We start from the raw sequence: 20,841 nt of genomic DNA on the forward strand, positions 1-20,841 counted from the left end.
TATTACGAAATACTTCAGCGCAACATCAGAACGCTGCAAGCGTCGCCCGCAGCGGATGCAGGGGCAAAAGGCGCCCGAACGACCAGTCCGTTGGCATCGGCCAGCATCCTCAGCATCGAGGAATCCTGGATGCCGAACGGCGTCGCCACCAGTTCGCCGTCATCCTCCCTGACCATCGCCCTCACATAATCCTGGCGCAGGTCATTGGCCGCCATTGCGGCGCCCAGCCTTGCCGGGCGGATATCCTGACGATGGTCGCGACCGCCCAGCCTTGCCAGAAGCGGCTTCAGGAACAATTGCGAGCAGACCAGGCTTGCTACCGGATTACCGGGCAGGCCGATGCATCTGATATCGCCGAGGCGCCCGAACATCAGCGGCTTGCCGGGACGCATGGCGATCTTCCAGAAGCCGAGCGTCATGCCTTCGCCGGTCAGCACGTCATGGATCAGGTCGTGGTCGCCGACCGAGGCGCCGCCCAGCGTGACGATGACATCGGCACCCGCCGCGACCGCTTTCCTGACCAGGCCGGCGATATCGTCCTTGCGGTCGGCGGCGATCCCGAGATCGAGCGCACAGGCACCGATCGATTGTGCCGCCGCGGCGACGCCATAGGCGTTGGACGAAATAATCTGGTCGGGCCCGAGTTCGCTGCCGGGCGGCAACAACTCGTCACCGGTGGCGATGATGGCGACCAGCGGCCGTTTCACCACGCTTACTCGGGGATGATTGGCCGATGCCGCCAGCGACAGTGCCGCCGGGTCGAGCACGCGCCCGGTCTCCAGCAGCACGTCGCCCTTGGAAAAATCGAGGCCGACGCGGCGAATGTTACGCCACACGGCGGTGGGCTCGATCACTTCGATGTTGCCGCCGCCGAGATCCCGGACGTTTTCCTGGATGACGATGGTGTCGGCGCCGTCAGGCAGCGGTGCGCCGGTGAAGATACGCACTGCCTGTGCCTGGCCGACCGCGCCGTCAAAGCCGCGTCCGGCCGGCGCCATGCCGATCACCGAGAGTTTCGACGGCACCGACGCGACATCGGCGGCTCGCACCGCATAGCCGTCCATGGCCGAAGCGTTGAAGGGCGGCTGGGTGCGCAGCGCCATGACCGGTTCCGCCAGCACACGATCGATCGCCTTGATGAGCGGGACGCTTTCGCCGGCCAGCGGCACGGCGCCGTCGAGCAGGCGCTCGAGCGCGTCGGCGACCGGAACCAGTGCCATCAGAGCCCTGCCTTGTAGTCGCCGGACTTGCCGCCGGTCTTTTCGACCAGCCGTATGCCGGAGATGACCATGGCGCGGTCAACCGCCTTGGCCATGTCGTAAATGGTCAGGCAGGCCACCGAGGCTGCCGTCAATGCTTCCATTTCGACGCCGGTCTTGCCGGTGACGCGCGCAAGGGCCGTGACCTTCAGGCCGGGCAGAGCATGGTCAGGCTCTATGTCGACGGAAACCTTGGTCAGCAGCAGAGGGTGGCAGAGCGGGATCAACTCATGCGTCTTCTTGGCCGCCATGATGCCGGCGATGCGCGCCGTGCCCAGCACATCGCCTTTCTTGGCATTGCCGGCGAGGATGGTCTTCAACGTCTCTGGCTGCATTGAGACGAAACCCTCTGCGATCGCGGTGCGCGTCGTCTCGTCCTTGTCGCCGACATCGACCATGTTGGCCTCGCCCTGTGCGCCAAGATGGGTGAGAGCGCCTGTCATCGTCAAATCGCCATAGAGCGACGTGCGTCCATTCGGACGCACAGAGTGCGCTCTGTCACTTTGACTCTATGCATCGTGCTCTCCGAAAATCGATTCCGATTTTCGACCCGCATCGGACGCCTTGCCCGTGAGCAGCGAGCGCGTTGCAGCGGTCACGTCCCGTTGGCGCATCAAGCTCTCGCCCACCAGGAAGGCCCCGATGTCCATCCTTTGCAGTCTAAGGCAATCGTCATGCGAGAAAATGCCGCTTTCGCTGACCAGCAAATGACCCCCCGGCACCATCGCCCGCAGCCGCTCCGACGTATCGAGGCTGGTCTCGAATGTCCGCAGATTGCGGTTGTTGATGCCGATCAATTGCGATGACAGTTTCAGCGCTCGCTCGGTCTCGGCTTCATCGTGCACCTCGATCAGGGCGTCCATGCCGAGCTCGAACGCAGTCGATTCGAGTTGGCTGGCCATGGCATCATCGACGCTGGCCATGATGATCAAAATGGCGTCCGCGCCCCAGGCCCGCGCCTCGTAGACCTGGTAGGGATCGAACAGGAAATCCTTGCGCAGGGCGGGCAGCGTCACGGCCGCTCGCGCCTCGGCCAGAAACTCCGGTGCGCCCTGAAAGGAGGGCGCATCGGTCAGCACGGAAAGACAGGCCGCGCCGCCTTTTTCATAGGCCCTGGCCAGGCTCGGCGGATCGAAATCGGCACGGATCAACCCTTTGGACGGACTTGCCTTCTTGATCTCGGCGATCAGTGCGAAGCCACCCGATCCGCGCTTCGCTTCGAGCGCGGCGAGGAACCCGCGCGGCGCGTCGGCGTCCTTCGCGCGCGCCTTGATCTCTGCCAGCGGCACGCTTGCCTTGGCGGCGGCGATCTCGTCGCGCTTGTAGACTTCGATCTTGCGCAGAATGTCAGACACGGTTCACCCGTTCGAAATCTCGACCAGCCGGTCGAGCACCTGCAGCGCCCGGCCGCTGTCGATGGCCTGTGCGGCGATGGCGATGCCGTCACCGAGCGTCGTCGCCTTGCCCGCAATCACCAGTCCGGCGCCGGCATTCATCAACACCGTGTCGCGATAGGCGCCGGCGGTGCCGCCCAGCATATCGCGCAAGGCCTTGGCATTGTAGGCGGCGTCACCGCCACGCAACTCATCCTTGGTATGACGCTTCAGTCCAACCTCTTCCGGGGTCAGCGTGAAGCTGCGGATTTCGCCGCCAACCAGTTCGGCTACCTGTGTCTCGCCTGTGGTGGTGATCTCGTCATAACCATCGCCGTGGGCGACCCAGGCATGCTCGGTGCCGAGCGCCTTCAGCGTTTCGGCCACCGGCATGATCCATTCCGGCATGAACACGCCGACCATCTGCCGCCTGACGCTAGCCGGGTTCGAAAGCGGGCCGAGCAGGTTGAAGATGGTGCGCGTACCAAGCTCGCCACGAACCGGACCGACATGCTTCATAGCCGGATGGTGCGCTGGCGCGAACATGAAGCCGACGCCGGCTTCATGGATGCACTTGCCGATTAGCTCCGGCGCGATGTCGATCCTGACGCCAAGGGCAATCAGCACGTCGGCCGCGCCGGTCAGTGAGGACAGGCCGCGATTGCCGTGCTTGGCGACCGGTACGCCGCTGCCGGCAATGACAAAGGCGGAAGCCGTCGAGATGTTGACCGAATGCGAATTATCGCCACCGGTGCCGACGATGTCGATGGCGCCGTCAGGAGCATCGACGCGCAGCATCTTGGCGCGCATCGTGGCGACAGCGCCCGAAATCTCGCTCACCGTCTCGCCGCGTACGCGCAACGCCATCAGGAAGCCGCCGATCTGCCCTGGGGTCGCATCGCCCGACATGATGATGTCGAAGGCCTCGCAGGCCTCCTCGAAGGACAGTGCGGTGCCGGTCGCGACCTTGGCGATATGGGTTTTCAGCGCGCTCATCTTGTCGAGGCTTGGGCAACGGCGGCCTGGTCGACGCGGATGTCGTACTGCGTCTGCAACTGCGCCACCAACTGGTCGAGCAGGTCGTCGGACATGCCGGAGGTGAATGATTTCTGCGCGTCGTCCGGCACCGAGCTGGCGTCGGCGCCGGCCGGTTCGAACACTTCGGCGACCTTGAACAGGATCTGGCCATCGCCGGTGGGCGAGGGGATCAATCCGGTGCCGCCTTCGCCGACGCCGAACATGACGGCGGCGCCTTCCTTGCCGAAATCGGCATCGTCGGCTTCGCGCTTCAAGCCGCGCTTGGTCTGCTTCTCCAGCTTGAGTTCGCCGGCGATGACGTCGAGCGTGGTGCCGGCCTTGAGGCGCTTCTCGAGTTCGTCCGCCTTGGCGGCGAGCCGCTTGGCGGTCTCGGCCGCCGTCCAGTCGGCGACAACCTTTTGGCGCACCTCATCAAGAGTGCGGTCGCGGGCCGGTGTGATCGAACCGACCTCATAGAAGACGAAGCCGTTGTCCGCCGTGGTCAGCGCCTCGTTTTCGGTGTTCGGTTCCGCATCGAAGACGGCCTTGATCAGCGCCGGCGATTCCGGCAGGTCCTTGACGATGGAGCCATCGGGCCTCAGGCCGTTGCGATCGATGGCGTCGATGGTGATGTCCTTAAGCTTCAATTTGGCGGCGGCATCGGCCAGCGAACTGCCCGATGCGCGGGTGTCTTCATAATTGTCGTGCACATCCAGAAGGATGCGGCTTGCCTCGCCCAGCGCCAGGTCCTTGCGGATCTGGTCCGACACTTCGGCGAGCGGCTTCACCACCTCGGGCTTGATCTCGGTCACGCGCAGCAGCACCGGACCGAAGGCGCCCTGCACGACCTGGCTGACTTCGTTGGCGTTGAGCGCGAAGGCGGCATCGGCAACCGCCTTGTCGGCGATCTTGTCCTTGGCGAGCGTGCCAAGCAGCGTGTCGGCCGGGGTCTTGCCTTCGGCGGTCACCAGCTTGTCGAAGGTAGCGCCGGCCTTGAGCGAATCGAGCGCCGCCTTGGCGGCATCCGGTGTCTTGAACACAAGCTGCTCGATGGTGCGCATTTCGGGCGTGGTGTAGCGTGACTTGTTCTTGTTGTAGTCGTCACTGACCTGCTGGTCGGTGACCGCGGTCGTATCCATTATGTCCGCCGGTTCGAGGCGGACATACGAGAATTTGCGGTATTCAGGTGCGGCGTAGCTCTTCTTGTTGGCCTCGAAATAGGCCTGAAGCACGCTGTCGCTCGGCGCCGCGATCGGCTCGACCAGCGCCTTCGGCAAAGTCAAATAGTCGACGGTGCGGTCTTCACCGCGGTAGAGCGCGACCGCCTTGAAGAACGTGTCCGGCGCCTTGAGGCCGTCCGAGACCGCCTCGACGATCTGCTGGCGCACCGCTACCTGGGCACGGTTCTTCAGATAATCCTCGGGCCGCATGCCGACCTGGTGCAGCATGTAGTCGAATGTCCTTCGGTCGAACTGACCGCCAGGGCCCTTGAAAGCCGGGTCTTCGCGGGTGAGTTCGGCCAGCCGATCCTTGGAAAGGCCGAGGCCGAGCTTGCGTGCCTGCTCGTCGAGGACGGCACCGGAAACGAGTTGCGCCAGCACCTGGTTGTCGATGCCGAGCGCCTTTGCCTGTTCATGCGTGAGGCGCTGACCAAACTGCTGCGACATGACGGCGAGCTGGCGGTCATAGGCGAGGCGGTATTCGTTGATCGATACCTTGGTGCCGCCGGCCGTTATCACCGAATCGTGGCCCGCGAAGCCGCCCATCAGCCGTCCGGAGATGCCCCAGGCGGCGAAACTGACCACCAGCAGCGAAAGCAATGTCTTCGCGACCCAGGTACCCGCCGCGCTTCTCAATATACCAAGCATGGTTACTTCCGATTTATGCGCATTTTCGCATGCGCCGAGTCTGAACCAAGCGCAATAGCGCCCTTCCTGCCCACTGTCGATTGCTTTGTGGCCTGATTTTGGTAGTGAGGGCCAGAGCTTGATATCGCCCGGAGAAGCACACCATGACACCAGGAATTCGCCCGCTTGTCGCCGGCAACTGGAAAATGAACGGCACCAGCGCCTCGCTGAACGAGCTCAGGATGATCGGCAACGGTTTCATGAGCGGGCTCGACGCCGAGACCGAAGCGCTGGTCTGCGTTCCCGCGACGCTGCTTTCGCATGCCGCGGAGATTTTGTCGCGCACGCCGGTCCATGCCGGTGGCGAGGACTGTCATCCCAAGGAAAGCGGTGCTTATACCGGCTGCATTTCCGCGGAGATGCTGAAGGACGCAGGCGCCAGCCACGTCATTGTCGGCCATTCCGAATGTCGCGAGCAAAGCGGCGAGGACGATGCGACGGTCCAGGCCAAGGCCGCCGCCGCCTGGCGGGCCGGGCTTGTGGCCATCGTGTGCATCGGCGAGACGCGGCAGGAGCGTGAGGCTGGAGCCACGCTGGAGGTGCTGTCGCGCCAGGTCGCCGGCTCGGTGCCGCCAAGCGCCACGCCATCCAACACCGTCATTGCCTATGAGCCGGTGTGGGCGATCGGCACCGGTCTGACGCCAACCGCGGCCGATGTGGCCGAGGCGCATGCGCATATCCGCGAAAAGCTGGCGGAAAAACTTGGGACCGCCGCCGCCAGGATGCGCATCCTGTACGGTGGCTCGGTCAAGCCTTCCAATGCCGTTGAACTGCTGGGCGTCAGGAATGTCGACGGCGCGCTGGTCGGCGGTGCCAGCCTGAAAGCGGCTGATTTCCTGGGCATCGCCGAAGCCTATCGCAGCATTGCTGGCTGAGATTCACGAGGATGGACGGGTCTCGTCCCGTTCAAATTCGTTGCAAAGAGGGCGTTGCTTCCCATATTCCGGCCACGGGCTTGGAAATGCCGTGAAAGCATTGTATTGAGCCGCCTCCAATTCACCGGCCGTGTCCGCGGCCGGGCAGGGCCTTGCCAGGATAAATTATGCAAACCGTACTGATCGTCATTCATCTCATGGTCGTGCTCGCCCTTGTCGGCGTGGTGCTGCTGCAGCGCTCCGAAGGCGGCGGTCTCGGCATTGGTGGCGGATCGGGCTTCATGACCGCGCGCGGCGCGGCCAACGCATTGACCCGGGCGACGGCGATCCTGGCGGCAGCGTTCTTTGTGACGTCGCTGACCTTGTCGATCATTGCCCGCTACGGCGAAAAGCCGATCGACATTCTCGATCGGGTTCCCGCGACCTCGGATGGCGCCGGCAAGGGCGTGCTCAACCAATTGCCGGGTACGGCCACGCCGGCACCCGCCGGCAACACCACGCCGACGCCTCCGTCCGGCAACGACGCCGCGACAAAACCGCTGGCAACGGCCCCGGCCACCGCGCCCGCCGGCAGCACCACGCCGCCAGCGGCCAATGGAACCACCAACACCGCGCCGGCGTCGCCTCAGGTTCCGAACCAATAACCTTATGTTCTAAACCGCGATCTGTGTTCGTTTGAACACAGTCGCGGCAAATGCTGCGCAATCACGAAGATTCGACGGATCACGGCGCGGTCTCGCGCTTGAGGCATACGCGCTTATTCGACTATAGATTGCACGCGGCATTTTCGGCGTCCTTGGGGGACGCCGGGCGACGCCGTGGGCAACAAGCATTGAACGATCGGATCTTCGCCATGCAGCTTCGCAGCTTCATTTTCCTGGGACTTTGCGCCGCAATCGGCATAAGTTCCCCGGCCTCCGCCGCCATGCCGGCAAACATGGCCGCACAACAGTCGGTGTCGCTCGAAAAGACCGACGCCATCCCCGTCGCTGCCAAAAGCGATGCGACGCAGTTGAAGCTTCTCAAGAAGAAGAAAAACCCCACGCCGGAGGATCTTGCCCAGATCAAGAAGATCGAGGCCAAGATCGTTGCCGACAAGGAGGATGCCAAGGCCAAGGCGCTTGAGGCCAGGAAAATGGCGATGCGCGAGGCGGCCAAGGCCAGGGCTGACGCAGATCGGCAGGCGTTCCTGGCCAGCAAGGGCCAGAAAGCAGCGGCAACCGAAGTGGCCGATGCCAAGCCGGCCAAGAAGACCGTCAAGATCATCGAACCGATCGAACCTGTCACCCCGATCCCGGCGGCCGAGCCGATCCCAGCCGAGGCGATGAATGTCGCTTTGACGGGCAACAATGGCGAACTGCGCAGCGAGGTCGTCGGCGGCCAGAAGCAGTCAAGCGGCGGCCTGTTCGCGGGTCTGTTCGGTGGAACATCGTCTGGCTCATCGATCAGCTATCTGCCCGAGACACGCGCGCTCGACTCGGCACTTGCCCAGAAGAACGCCAAGAAGCCGTTCAAGGTGAAGCCGGAATTCGTGCCTCAGGACGTGGAATTCACCGGCTATGACGCCGGCACAATCGTCATCGACACCAGCGCTCGCCGACTCTACCTCGTCGAATCATCGACCACCGCACGCCGTTACGCCATCGCGGTCGGCCGCGAAGGCCTGCAGTTCAAGGGCACGGTCGCGGTCGGGGACAAGCAGGAGTGGCCGCGCTGGATCCCGACGCTCGACATGCAGAAGCGCGAGCCCAAGCACTACGGCCAGTACAAGGACGGCATGGCAGGCGGCGGCCAGAACCCGCTCGGCGCCCGCGCCATCTATCTCTACGATGGCAGGAAGGACACGCATCTGCGTATCCACGGCACCATCGCGCCGCAGTCGATCGGCACCAGCGCGTCCAATGGCTGCTTCCGCATGATGAACGAGCACGTCATGGATCTATACAGCCGCGTCCGGATCGGCACCAAAGTCGTCATCATCTGACGTTTCCGTCATCATGCCGAAGGGCCGGCTCAGCCGGCCCTTTTGTTTTGCTTAGAGCGATTCAAAACCCTTTGGCCGTGATGCCTGTCCGAAAGCCGGATCCCACTTTTCGGGATCATGGTCCGAGCGCCTTTTTGGGAAAAAGCCTTCGCGGCGGTTTTTTCTCTGGCGGAATCAATCCGGCCGCGTTAAGCGATGACTCCCATGGCGCGATATGTATTCATCACAGGCGGCGTGGTTTCCTCACTTGGAAAAGGCATTGCCGCAGCGGCCCTTGGGGCTCTCCTGCAGGCGCGAGGTTATCGCGCACGCATCAAAAAACTCGACCCTTATCTGAACGTCGATCCCGGCACGATGTCGCCGTACCAGCACGGGGAGGTGTTCGTCACCGATGACGGTGCCGAGACCGACCTCGATCTTGGCCATTACGAGCGCTTCACCGGCCGGTCCGCCAATCAGCAGGACAACATCACGACCGGGCGTATCTACAAGAACATCATCGAGCGCGAGCGGCGCGGCGATTATCTCGGCGCCACCGTGCAGGTGATCCCGCACGTCACCGACGAGATCAAGAATTTCGTCCTCGACGGCAATGACGATTATGATTTCGTGCTGTGCGAGATCGGCGGCACGGTCGGCGACATCGAGGCGATGCCGTTCCTCGAGGCGATCCGCCAGCTCGGCAACGATCTGCCGCGCAACAACGCCGTCTATGTCCACCTGACGCTGATGCCCTATATCCCGACGGCGGGCGAACTGAAGACCAAGCCGACCCAGCATTCGGTCAAGGAGCTGCGCGGCATAGGCATCGCGCCCGACATTCTTCTGGTGCGCGCCGACCGCGCCATCCCCAAGGAAGAGCGCCGCAAGCTGTCGCTGTTCTGTAATGTCAGGGAAAGCGCCGTCATCCAGGCGCTCGACGTGCCACATATCTACGACGTGCCGATGGCCTATCACAAGGAAGGTCTGGATTCGGAAGTGCTCGCTGCCTTCGGCATCGAGCCGGCGCCCAAGCCGCGCATGGAGCCGTGGCAGGCAGTCTCCAACCGCATCCACAATCCGGAAGGCGAGGTCACCATCGCCATCGTCGGCAAGTATACCGGCCTCAAGGATGCCTACAAATCGCTGATCGAGGCGCTTTCGCATGGCGGGCTGGCCAATCACGTCAAGGTCAAGCTCGACTGGATCGAATCGGAAATCTTCGAAAAGGAAGACCCGACGCCTTGGCTGGAGAAGGTGCACGGCATATTGGTGCCCGGCGGCTTCGGCGAACGCGGCTCAGAAGGCAAGATCCTGGCGGCCAAATTCGCACGCGAGCGCAAGGTGCCGTATTTCGGCATCTGCTTCGGCATGCAGATGGCGTGCATCGAGGCGGCGCGATCGCTGGCCGGTGTCGAACATGCCTCGTCGACCGAATTCGGCCCGACCAAGGAGCCGGTCGTCGGTTTGATGACCGAATGGCTGAAAGGCAACATGCTGGAAAAGCGCAGGGCGACTGGCGATCTCGGCGGCACCATGCGGCTCGGCGCCTATCAGGCCGAGCTCGCCAAGGGTTCGAAGATCGCCGACATCTACGGCGACACCCAGATTTCCGAACGTCACCGGCACCGCTACGAGGTCAATATCGACTACAAGCAGCGCCTGGAGGATTGCGGGCTGGTGTTTGCAGGCATGTCGCCCGACGGTGTGCTGCCGGAGACGGTCGAATACCCCGACCATCCCTGGTTCATCGGCGTGCAATATCACCCCGAACTGAAGAGCCGGCCGCTCGATCCGCATCCGCTGTTTGCCAGCTTCATCGAGGCGGCGGTGGAGCAGAGCCGCCTGGTCTGATCGCTCCCATGCGGACCTATGTCGCGCTTCTCTACAGCATCGTCCTGGGAGAGGGGCGGCGGGTCGTCATGTCCGACCTCAAGGCCATGGCGGAAAGTCTCGGCCTAAAGAATGTCCGCACCTTGGTGGCGACCGGCAACCTGGTCTTCGAGAGTGAAAAGACCTCGATCACCACGCTTGAGACACGCCTGGAATCCGCCTTCGAACAGGCCTTTGGCCGCCATGTCGATATCATCGTGCGTGCCGCCGAAGACTGGCGCAAACTCGCAAGCGGTAATCCATTCCCGACCGAGTCGGTGGAAGCCGGCGACCAGGTGGCGGTGCGCGTAATGCGCAAACCTGTAGCCGAAGACGCCATATCCGGGCTTCAGGCCTGTGCCGCCGCGGACGAGAAAGTGCTTCTGGCCGGCGGAGACATCTGGGTCGTCTTTTCAAGGGAGAGGCCTAGCTCGCGCCTGCTTGCCGCCGCCAACCACAAGCGCATGGGCGTCGGCACCTCGCGCAATTGGAACACCGTGCGCAAGCTGGCCGAAATGGTCGCGCGGTAGAGCGGGGCGGCTCGGGCCGCCCCGCTCTGGTTCATCAAGCTTTCGCCACCTTGGCGCCGGCGCTCACGGCCGCGGTGCGCAGCACGTAGTAGATGACGCCGGCAATCGCCACGCCGAAGAACCAGCCATAGACGCCCCACCAGGACGGCAGCCAGTTGGTGAAGTTGGGCAGGATCGACGAGAAGATGGCGCCAATGCCGGCGGCGATGAACGCATTGACGTGCCAGCCACCCTGGAAGCGGAACTCGCCGTCCTCGCGATACAGCGCCTCGACGTCGACTTCACCTTTGCGGATCAGATAGTAATCGACCATCATCACGCCGAAGATCGGCCCCATCGTTGCGCCGATGACGTTGACGAAGGAAGCCGCACTGCCTTCCCACGGTGCGAAGGGATAGAGCACCAGCGCGATGACGGCCGCGATGTAGCCGCCTTTCTTGAAGTCGATCTGGCGGGGAAAGACATTGGAAAAGTCGAAGGCCGGCGAGACGAAGTTGGCCACGACATTGATGCCGAGCGTCGCCACCGCGAAGGTGAGCGCCGCGAGCGCGGCCAGGAACCAGCTGTCGAACTTGGCCGAGATCTGGTCGGGGTGCAGCAGCACCTCATGGTAGACGTCGTAGGCGGCGATGGTGGTGACGCCGGCGACCAGCGAGAACAGGATCAGGTTGATCGGCAGGCCCCAGATATTGCCCTTGCGCAGCGATGCCTGGTCGGGGGCATAACGGGCGAAATCGCAGAAGTTTAGATAGAGCGCCGAGAAGTACGTCACCCAGATCGCCGCCACGGCAAACAGTGCGGTCCAAGACCCTGGAGTACCAGGGACGCCCGCATCCTTGGTCTTTTCCAGCAGCACATCCATTGGGATATCGCTGGTGAAAGCGAAGGTTCCTGATTTGACGCAGAGATAGATGGCCAGGATCAGCATCATCACCCAGACCGCCGGGCCGGCCCAGTCCTGGAAGCGGCGCACCGTTTCCATACCGCGCTGGATGATCAGCAGTTGCAGTGCCCATATGATCACGAAGCAGATCACCTCCAGGCCGGAATGGCCAAGGAAATGGGTATTGGCGTTGAAATCGGCGAACCATTGCGAGCGGATCAGCAATGCGACGATGGCGCCTGAGGCGGCCGCTGTCTGCGCGCCGTACCAGAAGCAGGCGACGATGGCGCGCACCAGTGCCGGAATGTTGGCGCCCCAGATGCCGAAGGAGGCGCGGGCGAGCACGGGGTAGGGCACACCGGTCTTCACACCGGCATAACCGACCATGTTCATCAGTGCGTAGATGATCAGCGAACCGATGCCGATGGCGATGATGAAATTGACGAAGCCGCCACAGAACAGAAACAGGCTGGCGGCGAGGTAGTAGCCCCACAGGCTATGGACGTCCGACGTCCAGACGTTGAAGATCGAGAACGGTCCCCAGTTTCGAACCTTGGCAGGAGCGAGGTCTTCATTATACAGGTCAGGCGATGCGCCTTGTATCGTCATTGCAATGTCCCCTTCTTGCAGCACGCGCCCTCACGCGTTGACCGCAGAGGTTACGCCTGACGCAGGGGAACCGGCAAGCAATCGATTTGCCGGCTTTGGCCTTAAAGATATTCAATGCGAACCGCGATTATCGAGAGCCCGTGATGGTGAGCCGCTTTTGAAACAGGCCTGCCTGTCGATTCGAATTCTCGATCCACGGCTTCCAAGCTGGACAAATCCGCGTTCCCGACGCCTATCGGCAAGCAAGGCTGCCTAGCCGATGGCCATCACCCGCTTGTGGTCCTCGACTTCGGAAAGCAGCCAATCCTGAAACAGGCCCGTACCCGGCTTGTTGCCGATGCTGCGGCGCTGATGCAGGTAGATGCCGGCCGGATAGGTATGGCGGGCGCTGAACGGGGCGACCAGTTTGCCCTGCTGCAGCAGATCCTGGGCCATCATCGTGTCGGCGAGCGCTATTCCAGCGCCATTGATCGCCTCGCGCATGATCAGCGTACAATCATCCAGCGTCGTGCTGGATTTCGGCGTCGTGTCCAACACGCCTTCCTGCTCCAGCCAGCGCTTCCATCGCATGGTCTCGCATTCGTGGATCAGGTGGTGGTTGACCAGGTCGGCGGGCGATCGCAGCGGCATCGGCCCTTCAAGCAGCGAGGGCGCACAGACCGGCGTCAGGACCAGCGGGATCAGCAGCGTCAGAGCCGGGCCGGCCTTGTAGACGAACTCGTCGACGATGGCCAAATCGAAATTGGCCCGCTTGCCCGATGTCGAGATCTCCAGATCCACGGACGGATGCCGCCGGCGAAAATTCGGCAGCCGGTCCGCCAGCCAAAGGTTCAGGACAGCAGGGACGCACAAAACCCGGACACGCTGGGTCCTGCCGTGGCTTGGGGCCCCGGCGAGACTGACATCATCGGTGGCCCGCCAGATGGCTTCGAATGCTTCGGAGAGGCTGCGTGCGTAATAAGAGCCCCGAATGGTCGGCGTTATCTGCCGAAAGCCGCGCTCGAACAGCTCCTGGCCGAGATTCCGTTCGAGTGCGCGGATGTGACGGCTGATAGCCGAGGGTGTCAGATGCAGCTCTTCGGCTGCGTCCTTGACGCTGCCGAGACGGGCGGCGGCCTCGAAAGCGCGCATGCCATTGAGTGAGGGTAGGGCCATCGGCCGATCATGAATTGCCAGTTGAGTTTTTGTCAATCGATATGGACAAAATTGGCGTTTGATCGCCTGACCCGTTCGGGGATACCCAAGAGGCAAGAGCAATTAAGTCGTCTCAAGAACGACAATTTGGGGACTTCGGCACGATCCAACCAGAGGTGACGGCCGGTTTGACCGGTTTCCACCGGTGGCGGGCGAAGCCTTGCGCAAACTGCAAGCCGCGCCTGGGCCAAATCCCCGCAAAGAGGAGAACGCCTACCTATGCCTCAATCGCCAGTGCCGGTCTTTGAAACGGCGGACGAGATTTCCGCTGAAACCTCCGTCGTCGTGATCTTGCAGGCCGCTCAAACCGGCTTTGGCCCGCGGGCAACGGCCCTGGACACCGAAATGGACGGGATCCTCTCCCGGGCCTGTGCCGATGCGGCTGCCTTGGCTGAATCCGGCGCCTGTATCGATGTCATCGCCCCCCAGGCGGTATCGGCGCGGCGCGTGATTGTCCTGGCCATGGGCAAGGCCGGGGCCGTCACCGCACTCTCCTTGGCGCGTGCCGGAGGCCTGCTTGCCGCGCATCTGGAGGGCAAAGGGGAATGCGCGGCCACCCTGGTCCTGGACCCCATTGCCGGCATAAGTCTGCCGGGAGCGGAAATCCTGGCAAGAGTCGCGCTTGGCATGCGGCTGCGGCGCTATCGTTTCGACATGCGCAACCGGCGCCAAGGGGCGGGGGCCGATCGGACCCTGCGGGTGCAACTGGTCGGGGCCGGCGGTCCGGAGCTGAATTCGGCGCTGGCGCGGATCAATGCCATCGCGGATGGCGTCGAATATGCGCGCACACTGGTCAACCTGCCGCCGAACCATCTCCATCCCGACAATTTCCACGATCACCTGGAGCCTCTGCGCGAAGCCGGCATCGACGTCGAGATACTCGATGCGGCGAAGCTCAGGGAATTCGGCATGAACGCGATCCTGGCCGTTGGGTCGGGTTCGGTGCGGCCGCCTCGGGTCGCCGTCCTGCGCTATCGCGGCAAGGGCGCCCCCGCGCAGCCGCTGGCGTTCGTCGGCAAGGGTGTCTGTTTTGATTCCGGCGGTCTCTGCATAAAGCGCGGCGAGCAGATGTTCGATATGAAGGCCGACATGGGCGGTGCGGCCGCGGTGGTCGGCCTGCTGATCGCGCTGGCCCGGCAAGGCAGCCCGGTGCACGCCGTCGGCGTGCTCGGCATTGCCGAGAACATGCCGTCAGGCACCGCGCTCAAGCCGCGCGACATCATCACGACAGCGTCCGGGCAAACCGTGGAAGTGTTCGACACGGATGCGGAAGGCCGCCTGATCCTGGCCGACTGCCTCTATTATGCCGCTTCGCGCTTCAATCCGTCGGTGATCGTCGACCTCGCCACCTTGACCTATTCGGTGATGCGCGGTCTTGGATCGATATTCGCCGGTCTCTTCAGCACCGACGATGCCATCGCCTCGCGGATGATCGCGGCCGGAGAAATGGTCGGCGAGCGGTTCTGGCAGCTGCCGCTCGACCGGGCTTATGACGAGGGCCTGCAATCGCCGTTCGCGGACCTGCGACATCACGCCAAGGACATGGAAGACGGTGACGCTCCCTACGCCGCGGCGTTCCTGCGCCACTTCACGGAAGACCGCCCCTGGGTGCATCTCGACATCGCCGGCAAGGAACTGACCGAGAAGGATCAGCCCCTGGGCCGGGAAGGCGCTACCGCATTCGGCGTGCAGATGCTGGAAGAATGGGTTCGCTCCAGTCGGGTTGCAAACTAGGTGACCAGCGGCATGCCTTCAAACGTTCAGGAGATCGGGATGTCATCGGAGATCGTTACCAGGGAAGGGCGGGCCGATTTCGGCGACTACGAAACCTGGTATCGCGTCAGCGGTAGCCTCGATGCCGACAAGGCTCCGATCGTCATTCTGCATGGCGGGCCGGGCGCCGCCCACAATTACGTCGATGCCTACAAGCTTCTTGCCCGAAGAGGCCGCGCCGTCATCCACTACGACCAGCTGGGCTGCGGCAATTCCACCTTGCTGCCGGACAAAGGCGCCGATTTCTGGACACCCAGGCTGTTCATCGACGAGCTTGAAAACCTTGTCGACCATCTCGGCATCCGCGGCGGCTTCCATGTGCTCGGGCAGAGCTGGGGCGGCATGTTGGGCGCCGAGTATGGGGTGACGCGGCCGAAGGGCCTGAAGTCGCTGACCATCGCCAATTCACCGGCTTCCATGAAGCTCTGGGTAGAAGAGGCCAACCGGCTGCGCGCCGACCTGCCCATGGACGTACAGGAGACGCTGACCCGGCACGAACAGGCTAGCACGACGGATCATCCGGACTACCAGGAAGCGACGATGGTGTTCTACGAGCGGCATGTCTGCCGGATCGTTCCGTTCCCGGCCGAAGTGACCGAGACCTTCGCCCAGGTCGTGCGCAATCCGACCGTTTACAACGTCATGAACGGGCCGAACGAGTTCCATGTCATCGGTACGCTGAAGAACTGGAGCATCATCGATCGGCTGCCCGCCGTCGATGTTCCGACGCTGATCATTTCCGGCCGTTACGACGAAGCCACGCCCGCGACCGTGCAGCCGTTCAAGGACGGCATCGAGGGATCGCGCTGGCAGGTATTCGAGCATTCCAGCCATATGCCGCATGTCGAAGAGCAGGATCTATGCATGCGGGTGGTGGGAGACTTCCTGGACGACAACGACAACTGAAAAAAGGGGAACTGCGACATGAAGAAACTGCTCTTGGCGGCCTCAGCCGCGGCATTGCTGGCCGGCTCGTGGCTGGCTCCGGCACAGGCCGAATACCTCAAGGAACATCGCGGCGGCACTATTCGCCTGCTGGCCCGCTCGGCCGCCGGAACGCTCGATCCGCACATCAATTACACCGACCAGGGCTGGCAGATGTATCAGCCGATCTATGACGGGCTGGTCGCCTTCCGCAAGGCCGAGGGCATGGATGGCTTCACCATCGTCCCCGATCTGGCCGAGGCGCTGCCCGAGGTGACCAATGACGGCAAGACCTTCACCTTCAAACTGCGCAAGGGCATCAAGTTCTCCGACGGCAAGGATCTCGGCGTGAAGGACGTCGTTGCTTCCTTCCAGCGCATCTTCAAGGTCTCGGGGCCGACCTCGGGCACCTTCTATGCCGGCATCGTCGGCGCCGACAAATGCCTTGCCGAAACCAAGAGCTGCACGCTGGAAGGCGGCGTTGTCGGCGACGAAGCGGCAGGCACCATTACGTTGAATCTCACCAAGCCGGACGCCGAGATCCTCTACAAGCTTGCGTTGCCGCATGCCGTGGTCCTGCCGGCGGACACGCCCGCGGAAGACATGGGCTCCAAGCCCATCCCCAGCACCGGCGCCTACATGATCTCCGCCTTCGATCCCAACAAGGGCATGACGGTGACCCGCAACCCCAATTTCAAGCAATGGAGCGAGGACGCCCAGCCGGACGGCTATCCTGATGTCGTCCAATATGATTTCGGCCTCTCCGAGGAAGCTGCCGTCACCGCGATCCAGAACGGGGAAGCCGACTGGATGTTCGACGCGCTGCCCAGCGATCGTCTCGGCGAACTTGGTACCAAGGCCATGGACCAGTTGCATATCTCGCCGCTCTCCGCCTGGTGGTATGCGCCGCTCAACAACCGGCTGGCGCCGTTCGACAATGAAAAGGCGCGCCAGGCCGTTGCCTACGCGGTCGACCGCAACACTCTGGTCAAGCTGTTTGGCGGCAAGGTGCTGGCCTCGCCGGTGTGTCAGGTCCTGCCTCCTGATTTCCCCGGCCACGAAGACTACTGCCCCTTCACCAAGAACCCCGGCGCCAAGTGGTCGGCGCCTGACCTCGACAAGGCAAAGCAGCTCGTCGAGGAATCGGGCACCAAGGGCCAGAAGGTGACCATCATCGTCGAGGACACGGCCATTTCCCGCTCCATCGGCGTCTATCTGCAGAGCGTGCTGACCACCATCGGCTATGTCGCCGACGTCAAGCCGATCTCGTCGAACATCCAGTTCACCTACATCCAGAACACCAACAACAAAGTGCAGATGTCCGTTACCCAATGGTACAAGGACTATCCCGCGGCTTCGGACTTCCTGAACATCCTGTTCAGCTGCGCATCTTTCCGTGAAGGTTCGGACGCTTCGATCAACATCGCCGGCTTCTGCGACAAGGATATCGACGCCAAAATGCAGAAGGCATTGGACCTCGGTGTGACCGACCAGAAAGCCGCCGACAAAATGTGGGCCGAAATCGACAGGCAAGTCACGGACAAGGCACCGGCCGTCGGCCTCTTTACGCCGAAGCGGCTTGACTTCGTCAGCAAGCGCGTGGGCAATTTCAAGTTCAACCGGCAGTTCAACTGGATGATCACCCAGTCGTGGGTACAGTAATGGCCAGGGTACAGTAATGGCCTGGGTGCAGTAACGAACCGCGGAGGGGCACGTCCGTGTCGTACCAAGTCGCTGCCGTGCCGCGCAAAACACGAGGGCCCTGGGCCGTCGCGTTTGCGAAGTTGGCAAGAAACAGGGCCGCCATGGCGTCCCTGGCCGTGTTCCTCGTCATCGTCCTTGCCTGTCTCAGTGCGCCTCTCTACGCGAAATGGGCAGGGACAGACCCCTTCGCCTCGACGCTCGACGCCGTCATTCAGATCGACGGTGCCGACGTTCCGGTGATGGAACAATCGACAGAGGGGCTGGGCCTTGGCTACACGCCGCTCGGCCCGACCTGGCGGGTCGGCAACTATTTCCTCGGTGCCGACAGCCAGGGGCGCGATGTCATGGCCCGGATGCTCTATGGCGGGCTGAGCTCGCTGCTGATCTCCGGGGCCGCGACCATCTTCACGCTGGTCCTCGGCACGGCGGCGGGATTGATCGCGGGGTATTTCGGCGGCGTTACCGACACGGTTCTGTCGCGCTTGCTGGATGTGCTCTGGGCATTTCCGATCTATCTCCTGGCGATTTCGCTTTCCATTGTCACAATTTCGCAAGGCATCTCGATCGGACCGATCGAGATCGAGTCCGGCAGCCTGTGGTTGCCGGTCATCATCATCGGTATCGTCTATATACCCTATGTAGCGCGTCCGATCCGGGGGCAGGTTCTGTCGCTGCGGCACAGCGAGTTCGTGCTGGCCGCGATCAATCTGGGCGTACCGGGATGGCGGATATTGTGGCGCGACATCCTGCCCAACATCACCACCACCCTCATCGTGTTCATACCGCTGATGATGGCGCTGAACATGCTTACCGAATCGGCGCTCTCCTTCCTCTCGATTGGCGTCCAGCCGCCCGCGGCGAGCTGGGGAACCATCATCCAGGACGGGCAGGCGCTGCTTTACACCAGGCCACTCGTGGCGCTGGTGCCAGGCCTGGCGATCGCGATTTCCGTCATGACCCTCAATGTCTTCGGCGACGGCCTGCGCGACGCGCTCGACCCGCGCTCGAAGGTTCGGCTGGGGCGCGACTGATGATCTACGCCATCCTGCGCCGTTTCGGTCAGATGCTGTTTGTGATGTTCGGCATCTCGGTCATCGTCTTCCTGATTTTCTTCGCCACGCCCGGCGCCGACCCCGCGGCCCGCATCGCCGGCCGCAATGCATCGCCCGAAGTGCTCGAGGCGGTACGCCACAGCTTCGGCTTCGACCGGCCGCTCTACGTGCAGTACGTGACGATGATGGAGAAGATCTTCGTCACGGGCGATCTGACTTCTTTCGTCAATCGCGGCTGGAAGGTGGTGCCGGCGGTGCTGGATTCGATCCCGGTCACGCTTTCGCTGGTATTCGGCGCGGCGATCCTGTGGGTGGTGGTGTCCATCATCATCGGCATCGTCGCCGCCGCAACCCGCGACAGCTGGCTCGACAAGCTTCTGATGGCGTTGGGCTTGCTCGGCATTTCCATGCCGGTCTACTGGCTGGGCGAGGTGATGAACCTGATCACCCAGAGCCGCTATCACGACAGCTGGGCATTTTCCTGGGTGCCGCCGCTTGGCTACAAGAATTTTTCCGACGACCCGAAAGGCTGGTTCCTGACGCTGGTCATACCTTGGATCACGCTCGCCATCCTCTACATCGGCATTTACGGGCGGGTCTTGCGCGCGGCGATCATCGAATCCCTGCAGGAAGACTATATCCGCACGGCCCGCGCCAAGGGCTTGTCGGAGACCCGCATCCTGCTGCGCCATGCCTTGCGCACGTCGCTCATCGCCTTCGTCACCTTGTTCGGTCTCGACTTCGGCGCACTGGTGGGCGGCTCGGCCCTCCTGACCGAAGTGGTGTTCGGGCTGCACGGCATCGGCAAGCTCACCTATGACGCGCTGCAGAACCTCGATTTGCCAATGATCATGGCGACGGTGATGTACGCTTCCATGTTCGTGGTGGTCGCCAACGCGGTCGTCGATTTCGTCTACATCCTTCTCGATCCGCGCCTGAGGACATCATGATATTGTCGGTGCGTGATCTCCGTGTATCCTTCCGGACCGATGAAGGCCTGGTAAGGGCCATCGATGATGTTTCCTTCGACCTCGCGGAAAGCGAAATTCTCGGTGTCGTCGGCGAGTCCGGCTCCGGCAAGACCGTGTCGCTGCTTGCGGTGATGGGGCTTATCACCGATCCCAACGCCATCATCGAAGGCTCGATCCGCTACAAGGGTCGCGAGTTGGTCGGACTGCCGCCGCGCGAACTGAGGCGCCTGCGGGGCAACGAGATCGCAATGATCTTCCAGGATCCGATGACGGCGCTGACGCCGGTCTACACCATCGGCTGGCAGATCGCCGAACAAATCCGCGCGCATCGCAAGATCAGCAAATCCAAGGCCATGGAGCGGGTGGAGGAACTGCTGGCGGAGGTGAATTTCCCCAACCCGCACGAAGCCATGTCGCGCTATCCGCACCAGCTCTCCGGCGGCATGCGCCAACGGGCGGTGATCGCGATGGCGCTGTCCTGCAACCCGGCGCTGCTGGTGGCGGATGAGCCGACCACGGCGCTCGACGTCACGGTGCAGGCCGGCATTCTCGATCTGGTGCGCAAGCTGCGCGCCACGCACAAATCGGCGGTGGTCTTCATCACCCATGACATGGGCGTGGTCTCCGAACTCGCCGACCGGGTCATGGTGATGTATGCGGGCCGCATCGTGGAACGCGGCAGCCGCACCGAGCTGTTCGCCGACCCGCGACACCCCTATACCCGTGCATTGCTTGGTTCGATCCCGCCGCTGACCGGTGTCAAACCCCGCCGCCTGCCGGCCATTCCCGGGTCACCGCCATCGCTGCTGCGATTGCCGCAAGGCTGCGCCTTCGGTCCGCGTTGCCCTGTCGGGTATGAGCCCTGCCTAACCAAGAAGCCCGAGCTTGGCGCCGCCACGCACGCGGCGGCCTGTTTTTGGGTGGCCCAGACATGA

Annotated in this window: 18 protein-coding genes; 11 read left to right on the forward strand and 7 right to left on the reverse strand. The window is 62.9% G+C overall.

Going from position 1 to position 20,841, the window contains the following annotated elements:
- Positions 1–14: 14 nt before the first annotated feature.
- The 5 genes from glp to FJ950_RS08485 form a co-directional block, all read right to left on the reverse strand.
- The gene (gene glp, locus FJ950_RS08465; protein WP_140616422.1) at positions 15–1,220 is read right to left on the reverse strand and encodes a gephyrin-like molybdotransferase Glp; all 1,206 of its coding nucleotides are present in this window, start codon (positions 1,218–1,220) and stop codon (positions 15–17) included.
- Positions 1,220–1,702, reverse strand: coding sequence for a cyclic pyranopterin monophosphate synthase MoaC (gene moaC, locus FJ950_RS08470; protein WP_140616424.1), 483 nt, complete (start codon positions 1,700–1,702; stop codon positions 1,220–1,222). Before moaC ends, glp begins: the two co-directional genes overlap by 1 nt.
- A 66-nt stretch (positions 1,703–1,768) precedes the next feature.
- Positions 1,769–2,614: an indole-3-glycerol phosphate synthase TrpC gene (gene trpC, locus FJ950_RS08475; protein WP_140616426.1), complete on the reverse strand. Its 846-nt coding sequence runs from the start codon at positions 2,612–2,614 to the stop codon at positions 1,769–1,771.
- A 3-nt stretch (positions 2,615–2,617) separates the two neighbouring features.
- Positions 2,618–3,628 carry an anthranilate phosphoribosyltransferase gene (gene trpD, locus FJ950_RS08480; RefSeq protein ID WP_140616428.1) on the reverse strand — a complete coding sequence of 337 codons (1,011 nt, stop codon included), beginning with the start codon at positions 3,626–3,628 and terminating at the stop codon, positions 2,618–2,620.
- Positions 3,625–5,517: a SurA N-terminal domain-containing protein gene (locus FJ950_RS08485; RefSeq protein ID WP_140616430.1), complete on the reverse strand. Its 1,893-nt coding sequence runs from the start codon at positions 5,515–5,517 to the stop codon at positions 3,625–3,627. Before FJ950_RS08485 ends, trpD begins: the two co-directional genes overlap by 4 nt.
- A gap of 143 nt (positions 5,518–5,660) precedes the next feature.
- On the opposite strand from FJ950_RS08485, the gene tpiA reads away from it, so the two are divergent.
- The 5 genes from tpiA to FJ950_RS08510 all read left to right on the forward strand — a co-directional run bounded on the left by tpiA (position 5,661) and on the right by FJ950_RS08510 (position 10,796).
- Positions 5,661–6,431, forward strand: a complete 771-nt coding sequence (tpiA, locus tag FJ950_RS08490) for a triose-phosphate isomerase (RefSeq protein ID WP_140616432.1) — start codon at positions 5,661–5,663, stop codon at positions 6,429–6,431.
- Positions 6,432–6,598: 167 nt separating this feature from the next.
- Complete coding sequence (secG, locus tag FJ950_RS08495; RefSeq protein WP_140616434.1) at positions 6,599–7,075, forward strand: preprotein translocase subunit SecG; 477 nt, start codon at positions 6,599–6,601, stop codon at positions 7,073–7,075.
- A 209-nt stretch (positions 7,076–7,284) separates the two neighbouring features.
- A complete protein-coding gene (locus FJ950_RS08500; RefSeq protein ID WP_015317813.1) occupies positions 7,285–8,415 on the forward strand; it encodes a L,D-transpeptidase in 1,131 nt (376 codons plus the stop codon).
- Positions 8,416–8,610: 195 nt separating this feature from the next.
- Positions 8,611–10,248, forward strand: a complete 1,638-nt coding sequence (locus tag FJ950_RS08505; RefSeq protein WP_083883046.1) for a CTP synthase — start codon at positions 8,611–8,613, stop codon at positions 10,246–10,248.
- 8 nt (positions 10,249–10,256) lie between these two features.
- Positions 10,257–10,796, forward strand: coding sequence for a DUF1697 domain-containing protein (locus FJ950_RS08510; protein ID WP_140616436.1), 540 nt, complete (start codon positions 10,257–10,259; stop codon positions 10,794–10,796).
- 34 nt (positions 10,797–10,830) lie between these two features.
- On the opposite strand, the gene FJ950_RS08515 is transcribed toward FJ950_RS08510, so the two are convergent.
- Positions 10,831–12,288, reverse strand: coding sequence for an NCS1 family nucleobase:cation symporter-1 (locus FJ950_RS08515; RefSeq protein ID WP_140616438.1), 1,458 nt, complete (start codon positions 12,286–12,288; stop codon positions 10,831–10,833).
- A gap of 252 nt (positions 12,289–12,540) precedes the next feature.
- Positions 12,541–13,443 carry a LysR substrate-binding domain-containing protein gene (locus tag FJ950_RS08520; protein WP_140616439.1) on the reverse strand — a complete coding sequence of 301 codons (903 nt, stop codon included), beginning with the start codon at positions 13,441–13,443 and terminating at the stop codon, positions 12,541–12,543.
- A 258-nt stretch (positions 13,444–13,701) separates the two neighbouring features.
- Between FJ950_RS08520 and FJ950_RS08525 the strand changes: the two genes are divergently transcribed.
- The 6 genes from FJ950_RS08525 (at position 13,702) to FJ950_RS08550 (ending at position 20,841) form a co-directional block, all read left to right on the forward strand.
- Positions 13,702–15,216, forward strand: coding sequence for a leucyl aminopeptidase (locus FJ950_RS08525; protein ID WP_140616440.1), 1,515 nt, complete (start codon positions 13,702–13,704; stop codon positions 15,214–15,216).
- A 39-nt stretch (positions 15,217–15,255) separates the two neighbouring features.
- Positions 15,256–16,161, forward strand: coding sequence for a proline iminopeptidase-family hydrolase (locus tag FJ950_RS08530; protein WP_140616441.1), 906 nt, complete (start codon positions 15,256–15,258; stop codon positions 16,159–16,161).
- A gap of 18 nt (positions 16,162–16,179) precedes the next feature.
- Complete coding sequence (locus tag FJ950_RS08535) at positions 16,180–17,841, forward strand: ABC transporter substrate-binding protein (protein WP_140616442.1); 1,662 nt, start codon at positions 16,180–16,182, stop codon at positions 17,839–17,841.
- Positions 17,842–17,918: 77 nt separating this feature from the next.
- Entirely contained in the window at positions 17,919–18,914 is a 996-nt protein-coding gene (locus FJ950_RS08540; protein WP_174361997.1) for an ABC transporter permease, read from the forward strand.
- Positions 18,914–19,885 (forward strand): ABC transporter permease, encoded by a 972-nt coding sequence (locus FJ950_RS08545; RefSeq protein ID WP_140616443.1) that lies wholly within the window; start codon positions 18,914–18,916, stop codon positions 19,883–19,885. Before FJ950_RS08540 ends, FJ950_RS08545 begins: the two co-directional genes overlap by 1 nt.
- Entirely contained in the window at positions 19,882–20,841 is a 960-nt protein-coding gene (locus FJ950_RS08550) for an ABC transporter ATP-binding protein (RefSeq protein WP_140616444.1), read from the forward strand. Before FJ950_RS08545 ends, FJ950_RS08550 begins: the two co-directional genes overlap by 4 nt.

The sequence above is a fragment of the Mesorhizobium sp. B2-3-14 genome (assembly GCF_006442175.1).
Lineage (GTDB): Bacteria > Pseudomonadota > Alphaproteobacteria > Rhizobiales > Rhizobiaceae > Mesorhizobium > Mesorhizobium australicum.